This window comes from Microcella alkalica (assembly GCF_014137945.1).
Taxonomy (GTDB): domain Bacteria; phylum Actinomycetota; class Actinomycetes; order Actinomycetales; family Microbacteriaceae; genus Microcella; species Microcella alkalica.
Genome location: NZ_JACGWX010000006.1, coordinates 1 through 20,884, shown reverse-complemented (window position 1 = coordinate 20,884; position 20,884 = coordinate 1). Strand labels below are relative to the sequence as shown.

The following is a 20,884-nucleotide window of genomic DNA, read 5'->3' as shown; positions in this document are numbered from 1 at the left end:
ATGCTCGACGCCCGCCCGACCGCGCCCGAGGCGCACGGCCACGCTGACCCCGCGCCGCCCGGCCCCGACCACCACGATGTCATCGTCATCGGGTCCGGCTTCGGCGGCTCGGTCGCCGCCCTGCGCCTGGTCGAGAAGGGCTACCGCGTGACGGTGCTCGAGGCCGGTCGCCGCTTCGCGGACGACGAGTTCGCCCGCACGAGCTGGAGCCTGCGCAGGTTCTTCTGGGCGCCGGCGCTCGGGCTGCTCGGCATCCAGCGCATCCATCTGCTCGACGACGTCATGATCCTCGCCGGGGCGGGCGTCGGCGGTGGCTCGCTCGTCTACGCGAACACGCTCTACCGGCCGGCGAGCGACGCGTTCTTCCACGACCGCCAGTGGGCGCACATCACCGACTGGAAGGCGGAGCTCGACGCCTACTACGACCAGGCTTCACGCATGCTCGGGGTCGCGCAGAACCCGACCGTCACGCCCGCCGACGAGATCATGCAGAAGGTCGCGGCCGACCTCGGCGTCGCCGACAGCTTCCACCTCACCCCCGTCGGCGTGTACTTCGGCGAGGCCGCGGGCGTCGAGTCGCCGGACCCCTACTTCGGCGGGGCGGGGCCGGCGCGTCGCGGCTGCATCGAGTGCGGCGAGTGCATGACGGGCTGCCGCCACAACGCGAAGAACACGCTCGTGAAGAACTACCTGCACCTCGCCGAGTCGGCGGGGGCGGTCGTGCGCCCTCTCACGACGGTCACGCGCGTCGCGCCGCGGCCGGGCGGCGGGTACACCGTGACCACGCGCACCACCGGCAGGGGCCGCCGCACCGAGCGGACGCTCACGGCCGACCAGGTCGTCGTCGCCGCGGGAGCGTGGGGCACGCAGCAGCTGCTGCACCGCATGAAGGCCGAGGGGCACCTGCCGGGGATCTCCGCGCGGCTGGGCGAGCTGACCCGCACGAATTCCGAGGCCCTCGGCGGAGCATCCACCGCCCTGCGGCACGCGCGCGGGGTCGACATGACCCGCGGCGTCGCCATCACGTCGTCGATCCATCCGGACGAGCACACGCACATCGAGCCCTGTCGCTACGGGCACGGCTCGAACGCCCTCGCGCTGCTCGCGACGCTCGCCGTGCCGGGCGGTCGGCGCACGCCGCGCTGGCTGCTCTGGATCGGCCAGCTGCTGCGGCACCCCGCCCGCGTCGCGTCTATGGTGTTCGGCATCGGCAGCTGGAGCGAGCGCACGATCGTCGGCCTCGTCATGCAGAACCGCGACAACTCGCTCACGGTGCGCGCGGGGCGGGGACTGTTCGGGAGATTCCGGCTGCGGTCGAGCCAGGGGCACGGCGAGCCGAACCCGACCTACCTGCCCGAGGCGAACGAGGCCTACGGGCTCATGTCGCAGCACATGAACGGCTTTGCGCAGTCGGGCATCAGCGAGGTCTTCGACGTGCCGATGACGGCGCACTTCCTCGGCGGATGCCCCATCGGCGACTCCCCCGCGACCGGCGTCGTCGACCCGTACCACCGCGTGTTCGGGCACTCCGGGCTGCACGTCGTCGACGGCGCGGCGATCTCGGCGAACCTCGGCGTCAACCCGTCGCTCACGATCACCGCGCAGGCGGAGCGCGCCTTCGCCCTGTGGCCGAATCGCGGCGAGGCGGATGCTCGCCCGCCGCTCGGAGCCGCCTACCTGCCCGTGCCGCCCGTGACCCCGCGGTCGCCGGTGGTGCCGGTCGGCGCGGTGGGCGAGCTGCGCCTCCCGAGCGCGCCGGTCGCCCTGCCGATGCCGCGGGTGCGCGCGGCGGAGCCGCAGCCCTAGCCACCCGCCTGCCCGCGCCGACCCGCGCTCTCTCGTCGGGCCCCGCCTGCGCGTCACGCCGGCCCCGACGGTGGCGCCGGCGCTGCCCGCCCGGCTCGCAGCCGTGTCACAACTCCGGAGATCTGGTGAGGAGTCCGCGAGAACGCGCGGGTCCGGCGCCAGCGCCAGCCGAATCTCCGGAGTCAGTGCACGCCGCAGCGGACCGCGGAAGGGACCAGCCCCCGGGCCGACCCCGCCGCGCGCCCTGGGTCGACCCCGCCCGCGCCTCCTACGGCCGCGGCAGCGTCCTGAACCCGCGGAGCCGCAGCGAGTTCGTCACGACGAACACGCTCGAGAACGCCATGGCGAGCCCCGCGAGCAGCGGGTTGAGCAGTCCGAGCATCGCGACGGGGATCGCCGCGACGTTGTACCCGAACGCCCAGAACAGGTTGCCGATGATCGTGCGCAGCGTGCGCCGGGCGAGGCGGATGCCGTCGGCGACGACGAGCAGGTCACCCGAGACGATCGTGAGGTCGGAGGCTGCGATCGCGGCGTCGGTCCCGCTGCCCATCGCGATGCCCAGGTCGGCCGCGGCGAGCGCCGCCGCATCATTGACCCCGTCGCCGACCATCGCGACGACCTGCCCCTGCGCCTGCAGCTCGCGGATGACCTCGAGCTTCCCGGCCGGGGTCACACCCGCGTGCACTTCGTCGATGCCCAGCGACGACGCGATCGCCGACGCCGCGCCCTCGTTGTCGCCCGTCAGCAGCACGACGTCGAGCCCGAGGTCGCGCAGTCGCGTGATCGCGAGCTCCGCATCCGCCTTGAGCGTGTCGGCGAGCACGATGACGCCCGCGAAGGCTCCGTCGATCGCGACGGCGATGGGCGTCGCGCCCTCCGCCTCGAACGACGACAGCGCGTCGGCCGGCACCGTGATCGCCCACTCCGACTCCAGCCACGCAGCGCGACCGACCGTCACCGCGCGTCCGTCGACGACGGCCGTGACCCCGAGCCCCGCGTGCGACGCGAAGCCCGAGGCCGCGGCCAGGGCGACCCCGGTCTCACGAGCGTGGTCGACGACCGCGCGAGCGAGCGGGTGCTCGCTGCCCTCCTCCGCGGCCGCGGCGAGCGACAGCAGCGACGACGACGAGAAGCCAGCCGTCGGCACGACCGCCGTCACGGACATCCGCCCCGTGGTCACGGTGCCGGTCTTGTCGAGCACGATCGTGTCGATGCGGCGGGTGCGCTCGAGCACCTGGGGCCCCTTGATGAGGATGCCCAGCTGCGAGCCGCGCCCCGTGCCGACCATGAGCGCGGTCGGGGTCGCGAGTCCGAGCGCGCACGGGCACGCGATGATGAGCGTCGCGACGGCCGCGGTGAAGCCGAGCTCGACCGATCCGGTGAGCAGCACCCACCCGAGCAGGGTCAGCAGCGACAGCGCGATGACGACGGGCACGAAGACGCCCGAGACGCGGTCGGCGAGGCGCTGCACCTCGGCCTTGCCGGTCTGCGCCTCCTCGACGAGCCCGCCGAGGCGCGCGAGCTCGGTGTCGGCGCCGACGCGCGAGGCCTCGACGACGATGCGGCCCGAGACGTTGACGGTGCCGCCGACGACGCGCGAATCCATCTCGACGTCGACCGGCACCGACTCGCCCGTGAGCAGCGACGCGTCGACCGACGAGACGCCCTCGATGACGACGCCGTCGGTCGCGATCTTCTCGCCAGGCCGCACCACGAAGCGGTCGTTGACCTGCAGCTGGTCGACGGGCACCTTCACCTCGACGCCGTCGCGCAGCACCGAGGCGTCGCGCGCGGCGAGGTCGAGCAGCGCGGTGAGCGCCGCCCCCGATTCGCGCTTGGCGCGCGCCTCGAGGTACCGCCCGAGCAGGATGAACACCGTCACCGCCGCCGCGACCTCGAGGTAGATCTCGTGCGCGCCGGTCTCGGGGGTCCCGAAGAGCTGGAGCGTCATCGTCATGCCGGCCATGCCGGCCTCGCCGAGGAACAGCGCGTACAGCGACCACAGGAACGCCGCCGTCACGCCGAGCGAGATGAGGGTGTCCATCGTCGCGTTGCCGTGCCGAGCGTTGACGGCCGCCGCCCGATGGAACGGCCACGCCCCCCACACAGCGACGGGCGCCGCGAGCGTGAGCGCGAGCCACTGCCAGTACGTGAACTGCAGCGGTGGGATCATCGACATGAGCAGCACGGGCACCGTGAGCACCGCCGAGATGATGAGCCGCTGGCGCAGGGCGGCGAGCGCGTCGGGGCGGGCCTCGCCGGCGGTGCCGGCCCCGCCCGATGCGGGGGCGGATGCCCCGCTGGCGACGCGAGGCGCCGTCACGCTCGCCCGGTAGCCGGCCCTCTCGACCGCCGCGATGAGTGCGGAGGCGTCGAGCTGCCCGTCGGCATCCGGAGCGACGCGCACGGTCGCCTTCTCGGTCGCGTAGTTCACGGTCGCCTCGACGCCGGGAACCTTGTTGAGGCCCCGCTCGATGCGGTTCGCGCACGAGGCGCACGTCATGCCGACGAGGTCGAGTTGCAGCTCGGGGGCGGCGGTCGGCGCCGCGGAGGATTCTGTGAGAGTCATGCGGTTTCTCCTCAGGTGGCGAGTAGCTGGTGCACGCGGTCGATCTCGACCTGCTGGGTCACGATGATGGTCTCGGCGAGCTCGGCGACATCGGTCGATTCGCCGTCGTCGAGCACGTCCTGCGCCATGTCGATGGCGCCCTCGTGATGCTCGATCATGCCCTCGAGGTAGAGGCGCTCGGCCTCGTCGCCCTCGGCGCCCTCGATCGCGTCGAGGTCGCCGTCGCTCATCATGCCGCCCGGGCCTCCGTCGCCATGACCGCCGCCATGTCCGCCGCCGGGCATGCTCGGCAGACCCCAGTCGTCGAGCCACTGCTCCATGAGCTCGATCTCTGGATCCTGCGCGGCGATGATCTGCTCGGCGAGCGCGACGATCTCCGGGTCGATGTCGTCGCGACCGAGCATGAGCTCGCTCATCTCGATGGCCTGCTCGTGGTGGGGGATCATCATCATCGTGAACATGGCGTCGGCCTGGTTGACGCCGTCGGGCAGGTCGCCCATGGGCATCCCGCCCGGGCCGTTCGAGCCGCCCGTGTTGACGGTCACGCACCCGGCGAGGGCGAGCGCGAGAGCGGCGGTGCTGGCGATCGCGGCGGCGGCGGATGCGCGGCGGCGAGCGGGTTGCGCGATGGTCATGCGAGTCATGAGGGGCCTCCCTGTCACGACGAGTATGGCATACCCCGGGGGGGTATTACAACCCCGCTCGGATGAATGACGACGGCCCCCGTTCCGCGGCCGCAGTGGGCGCGGCGCGAGGGCCGGTCGTGTGAGCGATCAGGCGAGCTGGTAGCCCGCCTCCTCGACCGCGGCGCGGATCTTCGTCTCGTCGATCGGGCCGGCCGACTGCACGGTCACGCGCGAGGCGCCGCCCTTGACGAGCGCGACCTCCACGGCCTGCACTCCGTCGACGGCGCCGACCTCCTCCTTGACGCTCGCGACGCAGTGGCCGCAGGTCATGCCGGTGACGAGGTACTCGCTCGCGTCGACCGCAGTGGTCGCGTCGGCCGTCGCGTCGGCCGCCGCGGGGGCCTCGGCCGCGCCGTGGCCGCAGCCGCACGCGCCGCCTCCGCAGCATCCGCCGCCGCTCGCGGTCGCGGAGTCGCCGAGCAGGTTGAGTCGAGTCATGTCGTTGGTCTCCATACCACCAGTGTCGCATACCCCACCGGGGTACGTGAAGCCGTGGTGCGGAATGACCCGCCGAACCGGGAGCGGATGGTCAGTCAATCGGCATCGAACCCGCGGCGAGCATCCAGCAATCGTGCTTAGCGTCGCGATGTCGGCGCTTGCCCTGGGCGCCGTTCTCGCTGAGCGACGGAGCCCGGATTGCCTCGCACGCGCGCGCACGACGCCGACCTCGTGATCCTCGGCGCGGGCTGCGCGGGGCTGGCGCTCGCGGCGCGCCTCGCCGAGGGCGACTCGGGGCTGCGGGTGATCGCGGTGGATGTCCGCACCGACTACGCCGACGACCGCTCGTGGTGCTTCTGGGCGGGCCCCGATCACGACCTGCGGTCGATCGTCCACCGCGAGTGGAGCACGTGGGCGTACCAGGCCGAGGGCGAGCCGGCCCGCACCCACGGCGTCGACGGCGCGACCTATCAGTACATCCGCGGCGCGGACTTCTACGCCCGCTACCGCGCGATCATCGACGCGAGCCCGACGGTCGAGCTGCGCCTCGGCGTCGCGGCGGGCTCGCTGCGAGCGGTCGACCCCGCCGAGGGCGGCGGCGTCGTCGTGAGCACGACCGCGGGCGACCTCACGGCCCGCTGGGTCGTCGACACGCGCCCGCGCCGCACGGTCGCTCTGCTCTTTCAGTGCTTCTCGGGCGTCGAGATCGATCACGGCGGCGCGCTCGACCTCGCGGCGCTCGGCATCGAGCCCGGCGCCGCGGGCCTCATGACGGGGATGCGCGCCGACGCCGACGGCCTCGGCTTCGTCTACGTCCTCCCGCTGTCCGCGACCTCGGCCCTCGTCGAGTGGACGCGCTTCTCCCCCGCCCCGCTGCGCGCCTCCGCGGTGCGCGCCGGGCGCGACGCCGCGCTCTCCTCCCTCGGAGCGCCGCTCGGCGCCCCCCACGTCCGCATCCTCCGCGAAGAGGGCGGCGTGCTGCCGATGGGGCGCGTCCCCGATCCGCGCTCCCCGCGGGGGAACCGCTTCTCACGATTCGCGAGTGTGCCTCCCGCGGCACACGCCGCGAGCGGCACACACGGACATCCCGAATCCATCCCCGGCGTGGTCGTCGCGGGTGCGGCCGGCGGCGCCCTCCGCGACGCCTCCGGCTACGGGTTCGCGCGCATCCAGGCCTGGGCTCGCGACTGCGCCGACCGTCTCGCACGCGGCGAGGCGCCGGTCGGCCACCCGCCCGAGCCGTTCGTCCGCCGCCAGATGGACCGCATCTTCCTCCAGGCCCTCCGCGCGCACCCCGAGCGCACGGCCGATTACTTCGCCGCGATTGCGCGCGGCGTCGCGCCCGCTCGACTGCTGCGGTTCCTCACCGACCGCGCTCGGCTGAGCGACCTGCTCGCGATCATCGCGAGCCTGCCGCTGCTGCCCTTCCTCGCGCAGCTGCCCGACCGCTCGCGCGCGCTCGCGACGAACTCGGCGCGGCGCCCCGACCTCGTGCGGGCGCTCCCGCGCGTCCGGCGAGCGCCGTCCGCCGCGCCGTCGCGGCGCCCCGCCGTGCAGCCTGCCGTCGCGCCCGAGCCGACCGGCGACGCGCTCGAGCAGGTCGCGTCGTGACGGCGACGGCGACCACCCGCCCGACCGACACCGAACCGGCCGGCCAAGCCCCGGGCATCCGCCCCCGCGCCCCGCGCGAGACCTACCTCTTCACCGCGACGGCCCTCGCGACGATCCTCGCGTTCCTCCTCGCCGACCCCGAGCCGCCGCTCGTCGTACAGACCGTCGCGATCGCGATCCTCGCCGCCGTGCTCGGCATGCCGCACGGAGCCCTCGACCCGCTCGTCGCCCGCCGCCTCGGGCTGTGGCGCGGCGCGCTGAGCTTCGGCGCCTTCAACCTGGTCTACTCGGGGCTCGCGGTCGCGGTCGTCGCGCTGTGGCTCGTCGCGCCGGCGCCGAGCCTCGTGCTCTTCCTCGTCGTCTCCGCGGTGCACTTCGGCGGCGACTGGATGCGCGAGCGCTCGCCCGCACCGCGCGCTCTCGCGGGCGCGGCGCTCCTGTCGCTCCCCGCGCTCCGCGATGAGGATGCCGTGGCCGGCCTCTACGCGACCCTCGCCGGCGAGGGCGCCCGCTCGGTCGCCGCCGCGCAGTCCGCGCTGGGTCTGCCGCTGCTCGTCCTGCTGCTCGTGCTCGCCGTCGTCGCCGCCCGGCGCGCCCCGCACGAGGCCGTCGAGCTCGGCCTCGTCGCGCTGCTCGCCCTCACGACCCCGCCCCTCGTGTTCTTCATCGTCTACTTCTGCACGCTGCACAGCGCCCGCCACCTGCGCGAGGGGTTCGCCGAGGAGAGAGAGCAGCCCCGCCGCCTGACGGCGCTCGTCGTCGTCGCGTACACGGTCATCCCGCTCATCGCGGCGGGCGTCTTCCTCGCCGCGACGGCCGGCACCGCGAGCCTCGACGACCAGCTGCTGCGCGTCGTGTTCATCGGCCTCGCGGCGCTCACCGTGCCGCACATGGTGCTCGTCGGCCTCGGCGACCGGGCGCTGCGGGGAGACGAGCGGGCGTCCGCGCATCCGCCGCTTCGCGCCGCCCGCCCCGCTGCGCCGCCGCGCCCGCGAGCACGACGATGACGATGCCTACGACCTGCACAGCCGACGGCGACTGGGCGAGAATCAGCAGGCCGAGGACGAGTCCGATCGCGGGCTCGACGGCCATGAGGGTGCCGAACGCGGTGTGGGTCATGCGGCGCAGGGCGAGCATCTCGAGCGCGAACGGCAGCACGGGCAGCAGCAGCGCGAGGCCGAGGGCGGTGAGCAGCACCGTGATGTCGATCTGCCCCCACGCCTGCGGCACGCCGACGACCGCCGCCGTGAGCGCCGCGACCGGGATCGTGAGCGCGAGCCCCTGGATCCCGTCGAACCGGTCGCCGATCGTCTGCGTGAAGTAGATGTACGCGCCCCAGCCGATACCGGCGAGCGCCGCGAACAGCACCCCGAGCGGGTCGATCTCGCCGAGCCACGGCTCGGTCAGCAGCACGACGCCCGCGAGCGCGACGATCGGCCAGACGAGCGCGCGCCGTCCGCCGCTGCGCACCGCCGCGACGGTGAGCGGGCCGAGGAACTCGATCGCGACCGCCGTGCCGAGGGGGATGCGCTCGAGCGCGGCGAGGAAGAACACGGTCATGAGACCGGTGGCGACCCCCAATGCCAGCAGCGGAACCACGTCGGCGCGACGAATGGCCGCGAGACGCGGCCGCGCGATGAGGAGGAAGACGATCGCCCCCATGCTCAGCCGCAGCCACGCGGTGCCCCCCGCGCCCACCTCGTCGATGAGGCCCACCGAGAGCGCCGAGCCGAGCTGCACCGAGAACATGGCGAGCACGGCGAAGCTCCACGGCGGCACGCGCGTCATGGGGTTCACGAGGTCTCTCCGTCGGTGGGGCGCGAGCGCCAGTCGCCGATCGCGTCGAGGCGCCGTCGCTGCTGCCCCGCCGCTCCGTGATCGAGCCCACGGCCCCGCTCGTCGAGCCTCGCGCTCACGCGCTCGCGGTGCTCGACGGGGTTGTGGTCGTCGTACTTGAACTTCGCCTCGGTGCGCACCACCGTCAGGCGCAGTCCGCGGATGCCCGCGAGCATCCGCGCGTACGGCCCGTCCGTGACGGAGACCTCCGCATGCCCACCCTCGGGCTGCACGTCGGCGAACTGCGCGATGAGGATCTCAACCTTCATCCGCGGGTCGTCGACGATCTCCGCCGTGCAGACGAACTGCACCGATGAGTAGTAGCTCGTCGGCACGCCGTCCTCGTCCGGGCCTCCCGCCTTCGCCCGCCAGTAGCTCGGGATGTACGCGTAGTCGCCGGTGACCGCCAGGCGCACCTCGACGCCCGCGGCGAGGTGGCGCCACACCGGGTTCGGCCGCGCCAGGTGGAGGATCAGCTGCTCGCCGTCGACCGAGAAGTGGGTCGGCAGCACGAGAGGAGCCTGCGCGGGGTCGGTGTTGTTCACGGCGAGCACGCCGAACCGCTCATGCTCGGCGAGCCACCGCTGCCACTCGGCGGGCTCGAGAGCGGCATCCCACGGGTGGATCAGCATGTCAGCGCCCCGCTTGCGCGTGCGCGCCGGGTCGAGCGCCGCCCACTCCGGCCGGCTCGTACACGGCGAGGCTGAAGCGCGCGCGATCGGAGCCCGACGCGGCGTATGCGTGGGCGACGTCGCCGGCGAACGCCACCGCATCCCCCGCCTGCAGCTCGTGCTCGACGCCGTCGACCTCGACGGTCATCGTGCCGTCGAGAACCTGGAGCAGCTCGCGCGTGCCGGCGGTGTGCGGCTCGGAGTCGAGGCGGTCGCCGGCTTCGAGGGTCCACTCCCAGAGCTCGAAGGCGTCGGGCAGCGTGGCGCTCGCGACGAGCACGCCCCGACCGCCACTGTCGCCGCGCCACAGCTCGGTGCCGCGACCGGCGCGCGTCACGGTCGCAGCCTCCCGCGCGGGCGGCTCGACGAGGGTGGGCAGCGCGACCCCGAGTGCCTCGCTCAGCTTGAGCAGCGTGCCGAGGCTCGGGTTCGCGGCGCCCTGCTCGACAGTGACGAGCATGCGGCGACTGACGCCCGCGGCCTCGGCGAGCTGGTCGAGCGTCCACTGCCGGGCCTGGCGCTCGTGGCGCACGCGCGCGCCGATGGCGACCGCGAGACCGGTGATATCGTCATCCACGCAGTGCAGAATACTGCACTACGCGTGCAGACGGATGCTCAGCCCTCGCCGAGCACCTTCTGGAAGTGGTACGAGCCGATCCGGTACCCCTCGGCGAAGTAGAGCCGGTGCGCGGCCTGCCGTTCCGGCTGCACGCCCGAGTCGAGGTGCACCTCTGTGATGCCCTCGGCTGCCGCGGCCGCGTCGATCCACCGCAGGAGCGCCGTCGCGCCGCCTTTGCCGCGCCCCTCGGGCAGCGTCGACAGGTCGTCGATGTAGACGTGCCGCCCCCACGCGAGCTTCTCGTCGATGCGGAAGCCCGCGACCGACACCGCGTGCTCGTGCTCGCCGTCGAACGCGCCGATCAGCCGGTAGCCGTGCGTGAACTGGCTCCGCACGCGGTCGACGAACGCGGGCTCGTGACCGACCTGCGGCCGCAGCTCGCGCATCGCCGCGTGAGCGAGGCGGCAGTCGTCATCGGACAGTTCGCGGACATCCATGCGACCACTGAACCAGAAAGCGCGTCAGGCGAGCGGATGCTCGTGGATCCCCGTGCTGCACGTCGACCCATTCAGCTCGAGGTAGAGCTGCTGCTCGGTCACCGAGACCGTGAGGGTGTTGCGGCGCTCGAGCGCGCCCGTCGCGTCGTCGATGAACCCGGGGTCGAAGCTGAAGAGACTGATGCGCTCGGCCTCGTGGATCCTCTTGCCCGCCCACAGCGCGAGCACCTTCGCGGGGTCGCGGTGCGTGTAGATCGCGGTGCGCTCGGCGAGCTTGCTGCCGCGGTGGAGCCGATCGGCATCGGGTGCTCCGACCTCGATCCAGCCCGTCACCCGCCCAGTGCGGTCGCGGATGACCACCGCGGGCTCGTCGACCGCCGAGACGCCCTCGCTGAACTGAGCGCCCTCATCCCATTCGAGGCAGAAGGCCAGCACGCGCACGAGCATGTAGGAGTCGGTCTCTGACGGGTGTCGCGCCACCCGCAGCGAGAGCTCCTCGTACACGCCCCGGTCGACGTCGGCGAGCGACCCCGTGAACGTGTGAATCACTGCGCCGGCTGCCATGGTGCTCGAGCCTACGGGTCGCCGCGGCCCGCGCATCCACCCCCGGACGCGCCCGGAAACGCGAAACGGCCCCGATCCGAAGACCGGGGCCGCTCATCCGCGCACCGAGCCTCTCGAAGAGAGAGGGCCGCGTGCGCGAGGGGGGACTTGAACCCCCACGCCCGTAAGGGCACTGGCACCTGAAGCCAGCGCGTCTGCCAATTCCGCCACTCGCGCGAGGCGAGGTCGAAACCCCGCCGGCCCAGCGAGATTATCACAGCGCGTACCGGCGAAAAGGCGCGGTGGGGGCGCCCGTCCAGAGCACCCCACTATCCTCAGAAGGTCAACTGCCAGGGAAGGACGCTTGCCGTGGGGCTTCTCGACAGCTTCGAGCGCGGTCTCGAGCGCGCCGTCGGCGGCGCGTTCGCCAAGACCTTCAAGAGCGGCGTGCAGCCCCTCGAGATCTCCGCCGCGCTCCGACGCGAGCTCGACACGAAGGCCGCCGTCGTGTCCCGCGACCGCATCCTCGCCCCCAACGACCTCACCGTCCGGCTCTCCCCCGCCGACAAGCAGCGCATGGACACTCTCGGGGAATCGCTCACCGACGAGCTCACACAGCTCGTGCAGAAGCACGCGACCGCGCAGCGCTACACCTTCCCCGGCGGCATCCGCATCACCCTGCAGGCCGACGAGAGTCTCTCCGAAGGCGTCATCCAGGTCGACTCGCACACCATCAAGGGCGCCGTGGTCTGGAATCCCGTCCTCGACATCGACGGCACGCGCTACCCGCTCATGAAGTCGCGCACGATCGTCGGCCGCGGCTCCGAGGCCGACATCACGCTCGACGACTCCGGCACGAGCCGCAAGCACATCGAGATCCTCTGGGACGGCACGCGCGGCCAGGTCAACGACCTCGGCTCCACCAACGGGTCGCTCCTGAATGGGGAGCCGTTCACGCAGGCCGCCCTGCCCCCCGATAGCGTGATCCAGATCGGGCGCACCCGCATCCTCTTCCGGGTGCTCGCCCAGTCCGAGCCGCCGCGAGGCGGAACCGCCCGAGGAGGACCACGATGAGCGAACTCACTCTCCTCATCCTCCGCATCGGGTTCCTCATCCTGCTGTGGGCGTTCGTCTTCGCGATCGTCTACGCATTGCGCAGCGACCTGTTCGGGCAGAAGGTGCGCCGACTGCCCGCGCCGAACGGCGCGAGCGCAGCATCCGCCTCGCCCGCCCCCTCAACGGCCCCCGCTTCCTCAGAGAGCGCGACCGCCCGCACCGAGGCGATCGCGCCCGCCCCCGCCGCACCGGCGCCCACGGCGCAGGAAGTCGCCGACGAGCCCGTCGCCCGCCGCCTCGTCATCACCTCCGGCGCGAAGGAGGGCATGGAGCTCGAGCTCGGCGACGACCAGCTCACGATCGGCCGCTCCGCCGACTCCGGCCTCGTCATCCGCGACGACTACACCTCCACGCACCACGCGCGCCTCATGCTGTGGAGCGACCAGTGGATGATCCAGGATCTCGATTCCACCAACGGCACCTTCCTGAACGGCAAGCGCGTCAGCATCCCCACCCCCGTGCCCCTGAACACCCCCGTCAGCATCGGGACGACGACGTTCGAGCTGCGACGGTAGGCCGATGACGAGCCGCACAGCCGCCCTCTCGCACGTCGGAAAGATCCGAGCCAACAACCAGGACTCGGGCTATGCCGGTGAGCACCTCTTCGTCGTCGCCGACGGGATGGGCGGCCACGCGGGCGGCGACGTCGCCTCCGCGCTCGCGATCCAGGCGATCGCGCACACCGACCGTGCGTTCGAGTCGGTCGATGAGGCCGAGCAGGTGCTCAGCCAGGCGCTCCTGGAGGCCAATCAGGAGCTCGCCGAGACCGTCTTCGAGCGCCCCGAGCTCACCGGCATGGGTACGACCGTCAGCGGCCTCATCCGCGTCGGCGCCAAGGTCGTCGTGGCCCACATCGGCGACTCGCGCATCTACCGGTTCCGCGGGGGCGAGCTCGAGCAGATCACGAAGGACCACACCTTCGTGCAGCGCCTCGTCGACAGCGGCCGCATCACGCCCGAGGAGGCCGCCGTGCACCCGCGCCGCTCGGTGCTCATGCGCGTGCTCGGCGACGTCGACCTCAACCCCGAGATCGACACCATGGTGCTCGACACCGAGCCCGGCGATCGCTGGCTGCTGTGCTCCGACGGCCTCAGCGGCTACGTCACCGAGGAGAAGGTCGCCGAGATCCTCGCTGGCCAGCCCGACGCCGCGCTCGCAGCGCAGTCGCTCGTCGACGAGAGCCTCGACCACGGTGCTCCCGACAATGTGACCGTCGTGCTCGTCGGCGTCGACGACGGGCCGTCGAGCGCGACGGCCGAGCCGGTCATGGTCGGCTCGGCGGGCGCCCCGCTGACCTTCGAGGTCGACACCTCGCGCCGCGGCGTCCGGCTGCCCGCCCTGCTGCTGCACCCGCTCATGACGAGCGTCGCCGAGGACGAGCACTTCGAGCCCGAGAGCGAGGAGTTCCTCCGAGAGCTCATCGCGGAGGACCGCCGGCGCCGCATCCGCCGGCGGATCACGTGGTCGGTCGGCATCCTGCTCATTATCGCGCTCATCGTCGCCGCCGCCGTCGCCGGCTATCGCTACACGCAGTCGCGCTACTTCGTCGGCGTCGTCGACGGCAACGTCGCCATCTTCCAGGGCGTGCAGCAGGGCATCGGTCCGATCCCGCTCTCGAGCGTCTACCGCGAGACCGACATCGCGCTCGACGACCTCCCGCCTTTCAGCCGGCAGACAGTCGAGGCGACCATCAACGCCGACGACCTGCAGGACGCCCTGTCGATCATCGAGAGGCTCGAACGTGCCGCCGACTGACAGCCTCCCGACGTTCACGAAGTCGATCGCGATCACCGTTCGGCAGCCGTCGAAGCTCCGCAACCTCGAGCTCGTCCTCCTGCTCGTCGCCATCGGCGTCAGCGGCACCGCGATCGCGCTCGTCCAGCTCGGGGTGAACGGGGCCGTCGATGTCGGCGTCCTCCTGCAGGCCGGCGCTCTGGGGATGCTCGCCCTCGGCATGCACGTGGCGCTGCGGGTCGTGGCGCGTGACGCCGACCCGTTCATCCTCCCCATCGCCACGACGCTCAACGGCATCGGCGTCGCGATGATCTACCGCATCGACCTCGCGCGCGGCCTCGTCGGGTGGGAGGGGCTCGCGATCCGGCAGATGGTGTGGGCCGGGGTCGCGATGATCATCGCGCTCGGCGTCATCATCGCCATCCGCAACCACCGCGTGCTCGCCCGCTATCGCTACGTCGCAATGTTCGTCGGTATCGCCCTGCTGCTGCTGCCGATGCTCCCGGGCATCGGTCTGACGCTCAACGGCGCGCGACTCTGGATCCAGGTTGCCGGCTTCACCTTCCAGCCCGGCGAGATCGCGAAGATCGCGCTCGCGGTGTTCTTCGCCGGCTACCTCGTCACGGCGCGCGACTCGCTCTCGCTCGTCGGGCGACGCGTGCTCGGCCTGCAGCTGCCGCGCGCGCGCGACCTCGGGCCCATCCTCATCATCTGGGTCGCCGCGATGGGCGTCCTGATCTTCCAGCGCGACCTCGGCACGTCTCTGCTGTACTTCGGCCTCTTCGTCGTCATGATCTACGTCTCGACCGGCCGGCTCAGCTGGGTGCTCATCGGCCTCGGCCTCTTCCTCGGCGGCGCCGCCATCGCAAGCCGCACCCTCACCTACGTCGAGGGCCGCTTCGCCGCGTGGCTCGACTCGTTCAACCCCGAGGTGTACGACGCGCAGGGCGGCAGCTACCAGCTCGTGCAGGGCCTCTTCGGCATGGCCCACGGCGGGCTCGTCGGCCGTGGACTCGGCCGGGGCGACCCGACGATCACGCCGCTCGCCGAAAGCGACTACATCATCGCGAGCATCGGCGAAGAGCTCGGGCTCGTCGGCCTATTCGCCATCCTCGGCCTGTACCTGCTGTTCGTCGCGCGCGGGTTCCGCATCGGCTTCAACGGCACCGACGACTTCGGGCGCCTCCTCGCGGTCGGCCTCTCCTTCGTCATCGTCCTGCAGGTCTTCGTCGTCGTCGGCGGCGTGACCCGGGTCATCCCGCTGACGGGTCTCACGACGCCCTTCCTCGCCGCCGGCGGGTCCTCGCTCGTCGCCAACTGGATCATCGCCGCCCTCCTGCTGCGCCTCTCCGACGAAGTGCGGCACCAGCCGCGACTGGTGGTGGACGAATGAACAAGGAGCTCCGCCGCGTCAGCCTCGTCGCCCTCGCGATGTTCCTCGCCCTGTTCGTCTCGACGAGCGTCATCCAGGTGTTCGCCGTCGACGGACTCCGCGCCGACGGCCGCAACGCCCGCACCCTGTTCGAGAGCTACTCCGCCGAGCGCGGGCCGATCCTGATCGACGGCGCACCGATCGCCGAGTCGGTGCCGGTCGACACGCAGTACGAGTTCCTGCGCACCTACCTGCAGCCCGAGCTCTATGCCGCGATCACCGGATACTTCACCCTCAACCAGGGCAACACGGGCATCGAGGGCGAGCTCAACGACTTCCTCTCGGGTAGCGCGAACGAGCAGTTCCTCGACCAGCTCGGCGCGCTCGTCACGGGTCAGAGACCGCGCGGCGCGGCGGTCGAGCTCACCGTCGACCCCGTCGTGCAGCAGGCGGCGTGGGATGCCCTCGGCGACCAGCAGGGCTCGGTGGTCGCGATCGAGCCGGCGACTGGTCGCATCCTCGCCCTGGTCTCCAAACCTGCCTACGACCCCAACCGCCTGGCGGCGCACGACACGCAGGGCGTGCTCGCCGCCTACGAGGAGCTCATCAACAGCGCCGACGACCCGCTCGTGAATCGTGCGATCGCGGGCGACCTGTACTTCCCCGGCTCGGTGTTCAAGGTGCTCATGACGGCCGCCGCGATCGACAGCGGGGCGTTCGAGCCCGAGTCGGAGTTCCCGAACCCGCCGAGCCTCGAGCTGCCGAACTCCTCGAGCGTGATCTCGAACTCCGAGGGCGGCGCGTGCGGCGGCGGCGAGACCGTCACGCTCGCGACGGCGCTGCGCCTGAGCTGCAACATCCCCTTCGCCCAGCTCGGCCTCGAGCTCGGAGAGGGCACCATCGCCGACTACGCCGAGGCGTTCGGATTCGGCACGCGCGTGGAGATCCCCATGCGGTCGACGGCGAGCACCTTCCCGACCGGGCTCGACGACGCTCAACTCATGCTGTCGAGCTTCGGCCAGTACGACGTTCGCGTGACGCCGCTGCAGATCGCGATGATCAGCGCGGCCATCGCCAACGGCGGCAACCTCATGCAGCCGACGCTCGTCGAGCGGGTTATCGCCCCCGACCTCTCGATCGTCCAGGAGGACGAGCCCGTGCTGCTCAGCCAGCCCGTCAGCCGCGAGACGGCCTCGATCCTGACGCAGCTCATGGTCGACGGCGTCGCGAACGGAGCCGCGAGCAATGCCACAATTGAGGGCGTCGCGGTCGCCGGAAAGACGGGAACCGCCGAGAACGGCGGAGAGACCCCCTTCACCCTCTGGTTCACCGGGTTCGCCCCGGCTGATGACCCCCAGGTGGCCATCGCGGTCGTGGTCGAGAACGGCGGTGGCTTCGGCCAGACCGCCTTCGGAAACCGCGTCGCTGCTCCGATTGCGAAGACTGTGCTTGAGGCGGTGCTGAACAGATGAGACCCACGAGCGGGCTCACCTTCGGTGGGCGGTATCAGCTGCTCTCCCGGATCGCGATCGGCGGGATGGGCGAGGTGTGGCAGGCGACTGATCTGGTCATCGGCCGCACCGTCGCGATCAAGATCCTGAAAGACGAGTACCTGGGCGACCCGGGCTTCCTCGAGCGCTTCCGCGCCGAGGCCCGGCACGCCGCGCTCGTGAACCACGAGGGCATCGCCAACGTCTACGACTACGGCGAGGAGGAGGGCAGCGCCTTCCTCGTCATGGAGCTCGTGCCCGGCGAGGCACTCTCGACAGTGCTCGAGCGTGAGCGCGTGCTGTCGACCGACCAGGTGCTCGACATCGTCGCGCAGACCGCCTCAGCCCTGCACGCCGCCCACCAGGCCGGCCTCGTGCACCGCGACATCAAGCCGGGCAACCTGCTGATCACGCCAGACGGCCGTGTCAAGATCACCGACTTCGGCATCGCGCGCATCGCCGATCAGGTTCCGCTCACCGCGACCGGGCAGGTCATGGGAACGGTGCAGTACCTCTCGCCCGAGCAGGCGAGCGGTCACCCCGCCTCGCCGTCGACCGATGTCTACTCGCTCGGAATCGTCGCCTACGAAGCCCTCGCCGGGCGTCGCCCCTTCACGGGCGAGTCGCAGGTCGCGATCGCGATGTCGCACATCAACGATCAGGCCCCCGAGCTGCCCGTCACCGTTCCCGAACCGGTGCGCAACCTGGTCTTCTCCGCCATCGCGAAGAAGCCCGACCAAAGGCCCGCCTCCTCGCAGCACTTCGCCCGCGCGGCCCAGGCGCTTCGTCGCGGCGACGTCGCCGGCGCCACCGCGATCGTCGCCGGCATCGGCGGGGTCGTCGCGGCCGCCGCCGCGACGCGCGTGTTGCCGTCGGCCGCCGACGGCGCCACGCGCGTGATGCCGTCAACCGTCGGAGCAGCGGGCGCGACCACGACCACCGAGACGACCGACAACCGGCGCTCCCCCTGGACGTGGCCGCTCATCGCCCTCATCGGACTGCTGCTCGTGCTCATCGTGGGTGCTCTGATCGCGATCTTCGTCGCTCCCAACGACGAGGACCCGACCACGACCCCCACCCCGACGCCGACCCTTACGACGCCGAGCACCTCGCCCTCCGCGACCCCCACGCCGCAGGCGATCGTCATCAACGAGGAGGAGTGGGTCGGCCTCACGCGCACAGCGGTGGAGGACAAGATCGCCCAGCTCGGCCTCCGCCTCGACGCCGTCGATGGCAACATCGCCCCGAGCGGCGACCAGGTCGGTCTCTCGTACCGGGTGAACCCGCGCGGCGAGGTGCAGCCCGGCACGCTCATCACGGTGTACTTCTACACCGACATCCCGACCCCGCCGGCCCCGTCGAGCCTCGCGATCGACCCCGGCTCGGGGCCGTACCCCGGCGGGGAGGACGTCACCCTGAGCTGGCCGACCTACACCGGGTGCCCCGCCGGCTACACGCTCAGCAGCTACAACGTCACGATCGTCGGCGGCACGCCCGCGCAGGCGAACCCGCTGCCGGCCGGGGCCACGTCGCTCGTCGTGACGCTCGCCGACAGCGGCCAGCTGCGTGTGACGTACACGGCGCTCTGCGGCGACCTGCAATCGGAGCGCTCGGCCGAGCTCGCCGTGCCCATCACCCCGGCTCCTGTGCCGGTGCCGTCCGCGCCTCCTCCGCCCACCGAGGGCTGACTCCCGGCGCTCGCGGGTACGCCCCGTACACTGGGGGCCGACCGCACCAGGTGACAGCAAGGACTCCCCCAGCATGATCGACGGCACAGCTCAGGGCGCGCGCCTACTCGCGGGCCGGTACCAGCTGGGCTCCCTCATCGGTCGCGGCGGCATGTCCGACGTTCACATCGCGACGGATGCCCGGCTCGGCCGTCGCGTCGCCGTCAAGCTCCTGAAGTCCTCCCTCGCGAGCGACCCGGTTTTCCGCACCCGGTTCCGCCAGGAGGCGCAGGCCGCCGCCCGCATGGCCCATCCCACGATCGTCCGCGTCTTCGATGCGGGCGAGGAGTCGGTGACCGAGCCCGGCGGCGGCGAGACGATCTCCCCCTTCATCGTCATGGAGCACGTCGAGGGCCGCCTGCTCAAGGACGTCATCGCCGACGGCCCCATCGACCCCGCGGAGGCGACGCGCATCGTCGAGGGCGTGCTCACCGCGCTCGAGTACTCGCACCGCGCCGGCGTCGTGCACCGGGACATCAAGCCGGGCAACATCATGATCACGAACTCCGGCCAGGTGAAGGTCATGGACTTCGGCATCGCGCGCGCGGTCTCCGACTCCGCCGCCACCGTCGCCCAGACGAGCACCATCCTCGGCACGGCGCAGTACTTCTCGCCCGAGCAGGCGCGCGGCGAGACGGTCGACGCCCGCAGCGATCTGTATTCGACGGGCGTCGTACTGTTCGAGATGCTCACCGGGCGCGCGCCGTTCCGCGGCGACTCGCCCGTCGCCGTCGCCTACCAGCACGTGAGCGAGGCGCCCGTCGCTCCGAGCACGCTCGTGCCGTCGATCTCGCCCGCGCTCGACACCGTCGTGCTGCACGCTCTCGCGAAAGATCGCTTCGAGCGGTTCCAGACGGCCTCCGACTTCCGGGCGGATGTCGCTGCGGCCGCCGCCGGCCAGGTCCCGCCGAAACGTGTCGACACCACCAGCGACGTCACCTCCACCCTCTTCGGCGTCAACCCGCGGACGACTGCCGGCACGGAGGCCGCCATGCGGCAGCTGAGCGTCGACGACGACGAGCGCCGCAACCGCACGCAGAGCAGGCCCCCCGTCGCGTGGATCTGGGCCGGCATCGCCGTGCTCGCCGTCGTCGTGGCCTCGGTTCTGTTCTGGGCCTTCAATCTCGAACGCACGCAGCTCGCCCCCTCGATCTCGGTGACGGTGGCGGATGTCGCCGGCCAGGCGTATGAGGACGGCGCGCAGCGCCTCATCGACGACGGCCTCACCCCCAACCCGTTCCGCGAGGCGAGCGCCGACGTTCCCGAGGGCGACATCCTCCGCACCGTTCCCGCCGCCGGCGTCACGGTGTCGCCCGGGCAGGAGGTGCGCGTCTACGTCTCCACCGGCCCGCCCACCGTTCAGATCCCCAATATCGATCGACTGGCGCTCGCCGACGCTCAGGCCGCGATCGAGGCTGCGGGGCTTCGGGTCGGGACGATCTCAGCGGAGAACTCGCCGAACATCCGCAAGGACATCGTCATCCGCACCGACCCCGCGGTCGGGGCTGAGGTTCGAGAAGGCGACACGATCGCGATCGTCATCTCGTCGGGCCTCATCACCGTTCCCGACGTGCGGAACCTCCCCGTCGGCGACGCGACAGCACAGCTGAGCCCGCTGCAGCTGCAGATCCGCGTTCAGGGGAACAACGGCTGCTCCGGCGGGCTCGTCACGAACCAGTCGCTCGCGCCGGGCGACCAGCCGCAGAACTCGGAGATCACGCTGACCTGGTGCTCGGGCGTCGCGGGCGGATCGACGGGGGAGACCACCGAGACGGGCGACTCGAGCGGACCCGGCAACGGCAACGGCGGGAACGGCTGAGCGTCAGCTCGTGCGCACGCTCGGCGAGACCAGCGGGCTGAGGGTCGCCGCCGTCTCACGCGCGCCGGGGAGCCCTGCGTCGGCGAGCCAGTTGCCGAGCATCCGGTAGCCGCCCTCGGTGAGCACCGACTCGGGATGGAACTGCACGCCCACCACCGGGGCGTCTCGGTGCCGCAGCGCCATGATGACGCCACCGGACGTGCGCGCAGTGACCTCGAGCTCGTCGGGCACGGTGCCGTCGACGACCGCGAGCGAGTGGTACCGCGTCGCGCGGAACGGCTGCGGCACGTCGACGAAGAGCGAGCTGTCGTCGTGCTCGATCATCGAGGTTTTGCCGTGCATGAGCTCCTCGGCATGGGTGACCGTCGCGCCGAGGGCTTCGGCGATCGCCTGGTGGCCGAGGCATACGC

The 20,884-nt window shown here is 71.9% G+C and carries 18 protein-coding genes, 1 tRNA gene and 1 pseudogene; 10 read left to right on the top strand and 10 right to left on the bottom strand.

Going from position 1 to position 20,884, the window contains the following annotated elements; translation table 11 throughout:
* Positions 1-1,806: an FAD-dependent oxidoreductase gene (locus tag FHX53_RS10815; RefSeq protein ID WP_182491366.1), complete on the top strand. Its 1,806-nt coding sequence runs from the start codon at positions 1-3 to the stop codon at positions 1,804-1,806.
* A 268-nt stretch (positions 1,807-2,074) separates the two neighbouring features.
* Here the strand turns inward: FHX53_RS10815 and FHX53_RS10810 are convergent, their stop codons facing one another.
* The 3 genes from FHX53_RS10810 to FHX53_RS10800 form a co-directional block, all read right to left on the bottom strand.
* Entirely contained in the window at positions 2,075-4,375 is a 2,301-nt protein-coding gene (locus FHX53_RS10810; RefSeq protein WP_182491365.1) for a heavy metal translocating P-type ATPase, read from the bottom strand.
* 11 nt (positions 4,376-4,386) lie between these two features.
* The gene (locus FHX53_RS10805; RefSeq protein ID WP_246335666.1) at positions 4,387-5,019 is read right to left on the bottom strand and encodes a DUF305 domain-containing protein; all 633 of its coding nucleotides are present in this window, start codon (positions 5,017-5,019) and stop codon (positions 4,387-4,389) included.
* A 129-nt stretch (positions 5,020-5,148) separates the two neighbouring features.
* A complete protein-coding gene (locus FHX53_RS10800) occupies positions 5,149-5,514 on the bottom strand; it encodes a heavy-metal-associated domain-containing protein (protein WP_246335665.1) in 366 nt (121 codons plus the stop codon).
* A 183-nt stretch (positions 5,515-5,697) separates the two neighbouring features.
* Between FHX53_RS10800 and FHX53_RS10795 the strand changes: the two genes are divergently transcribed.
* Positions 5,698-7,110: a lycopene cyclase family protein gene (locus tag FHX53_RS10795; RefSeq protein ID WP_182491364.1), complete on the top strand. Its 1,413-nt coding sequence runs from the start codon at positions 5,698-5,700 to the stop codon at positions 7,108-7,110.
* A 197-nt stretch (positions 7,111-7,307) separates the two neighbouring features.
* Positions 7,308-7,955: pseudogene (locus tag FHX53_RS13685) on the top strand (Brp/Blh family beta-carotene 15,15'-dioxygenase); the annotation flags it as partial.
* 31 nt (positions 7,956-7,986) lie between these two features.
* On the opposite strand, the gene FHX53_RS10790 reads toward FHX53_RS13685, so the two are convergent.
* The 6 genes from FHX53_RS10790 to FHX53_RS10765 all read right to left on the bottom strand — a co-directional run bounded on the left by FHX53_RS10790 (position 7,987) and on the right by FHX53_RS10765 (position 11,453).
* The gene (locus FHX53_RS10790) at positions 7,987-8,898 is read right to left on the bottom strand and encodes an EamA family transporter (protein WP_246335676.1); all 912 of its coding nucleotides are present in this window, start codon (positions 8,896-8,898) and stop codon (positions 7,987-7,989) included.
* 5 nt (positions 8,899-8,903) lie between these two features.
* Positions 8,904-9,578 (bottom strand): FMN-binding negative transcriptional regulator, encoded by a 675-nt coding sequence (locus tag FHX53_RS10785; protein WP_182491363.1) that lies wholly within the window; start codon positions 9,576-9,578, stop codon positions 8,904-8,906.
* Between the two features lies 1 nt (position 9,579).
* Positions 9,580-10,194: a cupin domain-containing protein gene (locus FHX53_RS10780; protein WP_182491362.1), complete on the bottom strand. Its 615-nt coding sequence runs from the start codon at positions 10,192-10,194 to the stop codon at positions 9,580-9,582.
* Positions 10,195-10,232: 38 nt separating this feature from the next.
* Positions 10,233-10,673, bottom strand: coding sequence for a GNAT family N-acetyltransferase (locus FHX53_RS10775; protein ID WP_182491361.1), 441 nt, complete (start codon positions 10,671-10,673; stop codon positions 10,233-10,235).
* 24 nt (positions 10,674-10,697) lie between these two features.
* Complete coding sequence (locus FHX53_RS10770) at positions 10,698-11,237, bottom strand: YaeQ family protein (protein ID WP_182491360.1); 540 nt, start codon at positions 11,235-11,237, stop codon at positions 10,698-10,700.
* A 132-nt stretch (positions 11,238-11,369) separates the two neighbouring features.
* Positions 11,370-11,453 (bottom strand) — tRNA-Leu (locus tag FHX53_RS10765).
* Between the two features lie 132 nt (positions 11,454-11,585).
* Here FHX53_RS10765 and FHX53_RS10760 point away from each other — a divergent pair.
* The 7 genes from FHX53_RS10760 to pknB all read left to right on the top strand — a co-directional run bounded on the left by FHX53_RS10760 (position 11,586) and on the right by pknB (position 20,474).
* On the top strand, positions 11,586-12,290 hold the full coding sequence (locus FHX53_RS10760) for an FhaA domain-containing protein (RefSeq protein WP_182491359.1): 705 nt from the start codon (positions 11,586-11,588) through the stop codon (positions 12,288-12,290).
* Positions 12,287-12,847 (top strand): FHA domain-containing protein FhaB/FipA, encoded by a 561-nt coding sequence (locus tag FHX53_RS10755; protein WP_182491358.1) that lies wholly within the window; start codon positions 12,287-12,289, stop codon positions 12,845-12,847. The genes FHX53_RS10760 and FHX53_RS10755 overlap by 4 nt, the downstream gene beginning before the upstream one ends.
* A gap of 4 nt (positions 12,848-12,851) precedes the next feature.
* The gene (locus tag FHX53_RS10750) at positions 12,852-14,087 is read left to right on the top strand and encodes a Stp1/IreP family PP2C-type Ser/Thr phosphatase (RefSeq protein ID WP_182491357.1); all 1,236 of its coding nucleotides are present in this window, start codon (positions 12,852-12,854) and stop codon (positions 14,085-14,087) included.
* The gene (locus FHX53_RS10745; protein ID WP_182491356.1) at positions 14,074-15,459 is read left to right on the top strand and encodes an FtsW/RodA/SpoVE family cell cycle protein; all 1,386 of its coding nucleotides are present in this window, start codon (positions 14,074-14,076) and stop codon (positions 15,457-15,459) included. Before FHX53_RS10750 ends, FHX53_RS10745 begins: the two co-directional genes overlap by 14 nt.
* Positions 15,456-16,910, top strand: coding sequence for a peptidoglycan D,D-transpeptidase FtsI family protein (locus FHX53_RS10740; protein WP_182491355.1), 1,455 nt, complete (start codon positions 15,456-15,458; stop codon positions 16,908-16,910). The genes FHX53_RS10745 and FHX53_RS10740 overlap by 4 nt, the downstream gene beginning before the upstream one ends.
* Positions 16,907-18,616: a serine/threonine-protein kinase gene (locus FHX53_RS10735; RefSeq protein WP_182491354.1), complete on the top strand. Its 1,710-nt coding sequence runs from the start codon at positions 16,907-16,909 to the stop codon at positions 18,614-18,616. Before FHX53_RS10740 ends, FHX53_RS10735 begins: the two co-directional genes overlap by 4 nt.
* 73 nt (positions 18,617-18,689) lie before the next feature.
* Positions 18,690-20,474: a Stk1 family PASTA domain-containing Ser/Thr kinase gene (gene pknB, locus FHX53_RS10730; protein WP_182491353.1), complete on the top strand. Its 1,785-nt coding sequence runs from the start codon at positions 18,690-18,692 to the stop codon at positions 20,472-20,474.
* Positions 20,475-20,477: 3 nt separating this feature from the next.
* Here the strand turns inward: pknB and FHX53_RS10725 are convergent.
* The coding region (locus FHX53_RS10725) for an anthranilate synthase component II (RefSeq protein ID WP_182491352.1) at positions 20,478-20,884 on the bottom strand (407 nt) is incomplete at its 5' end.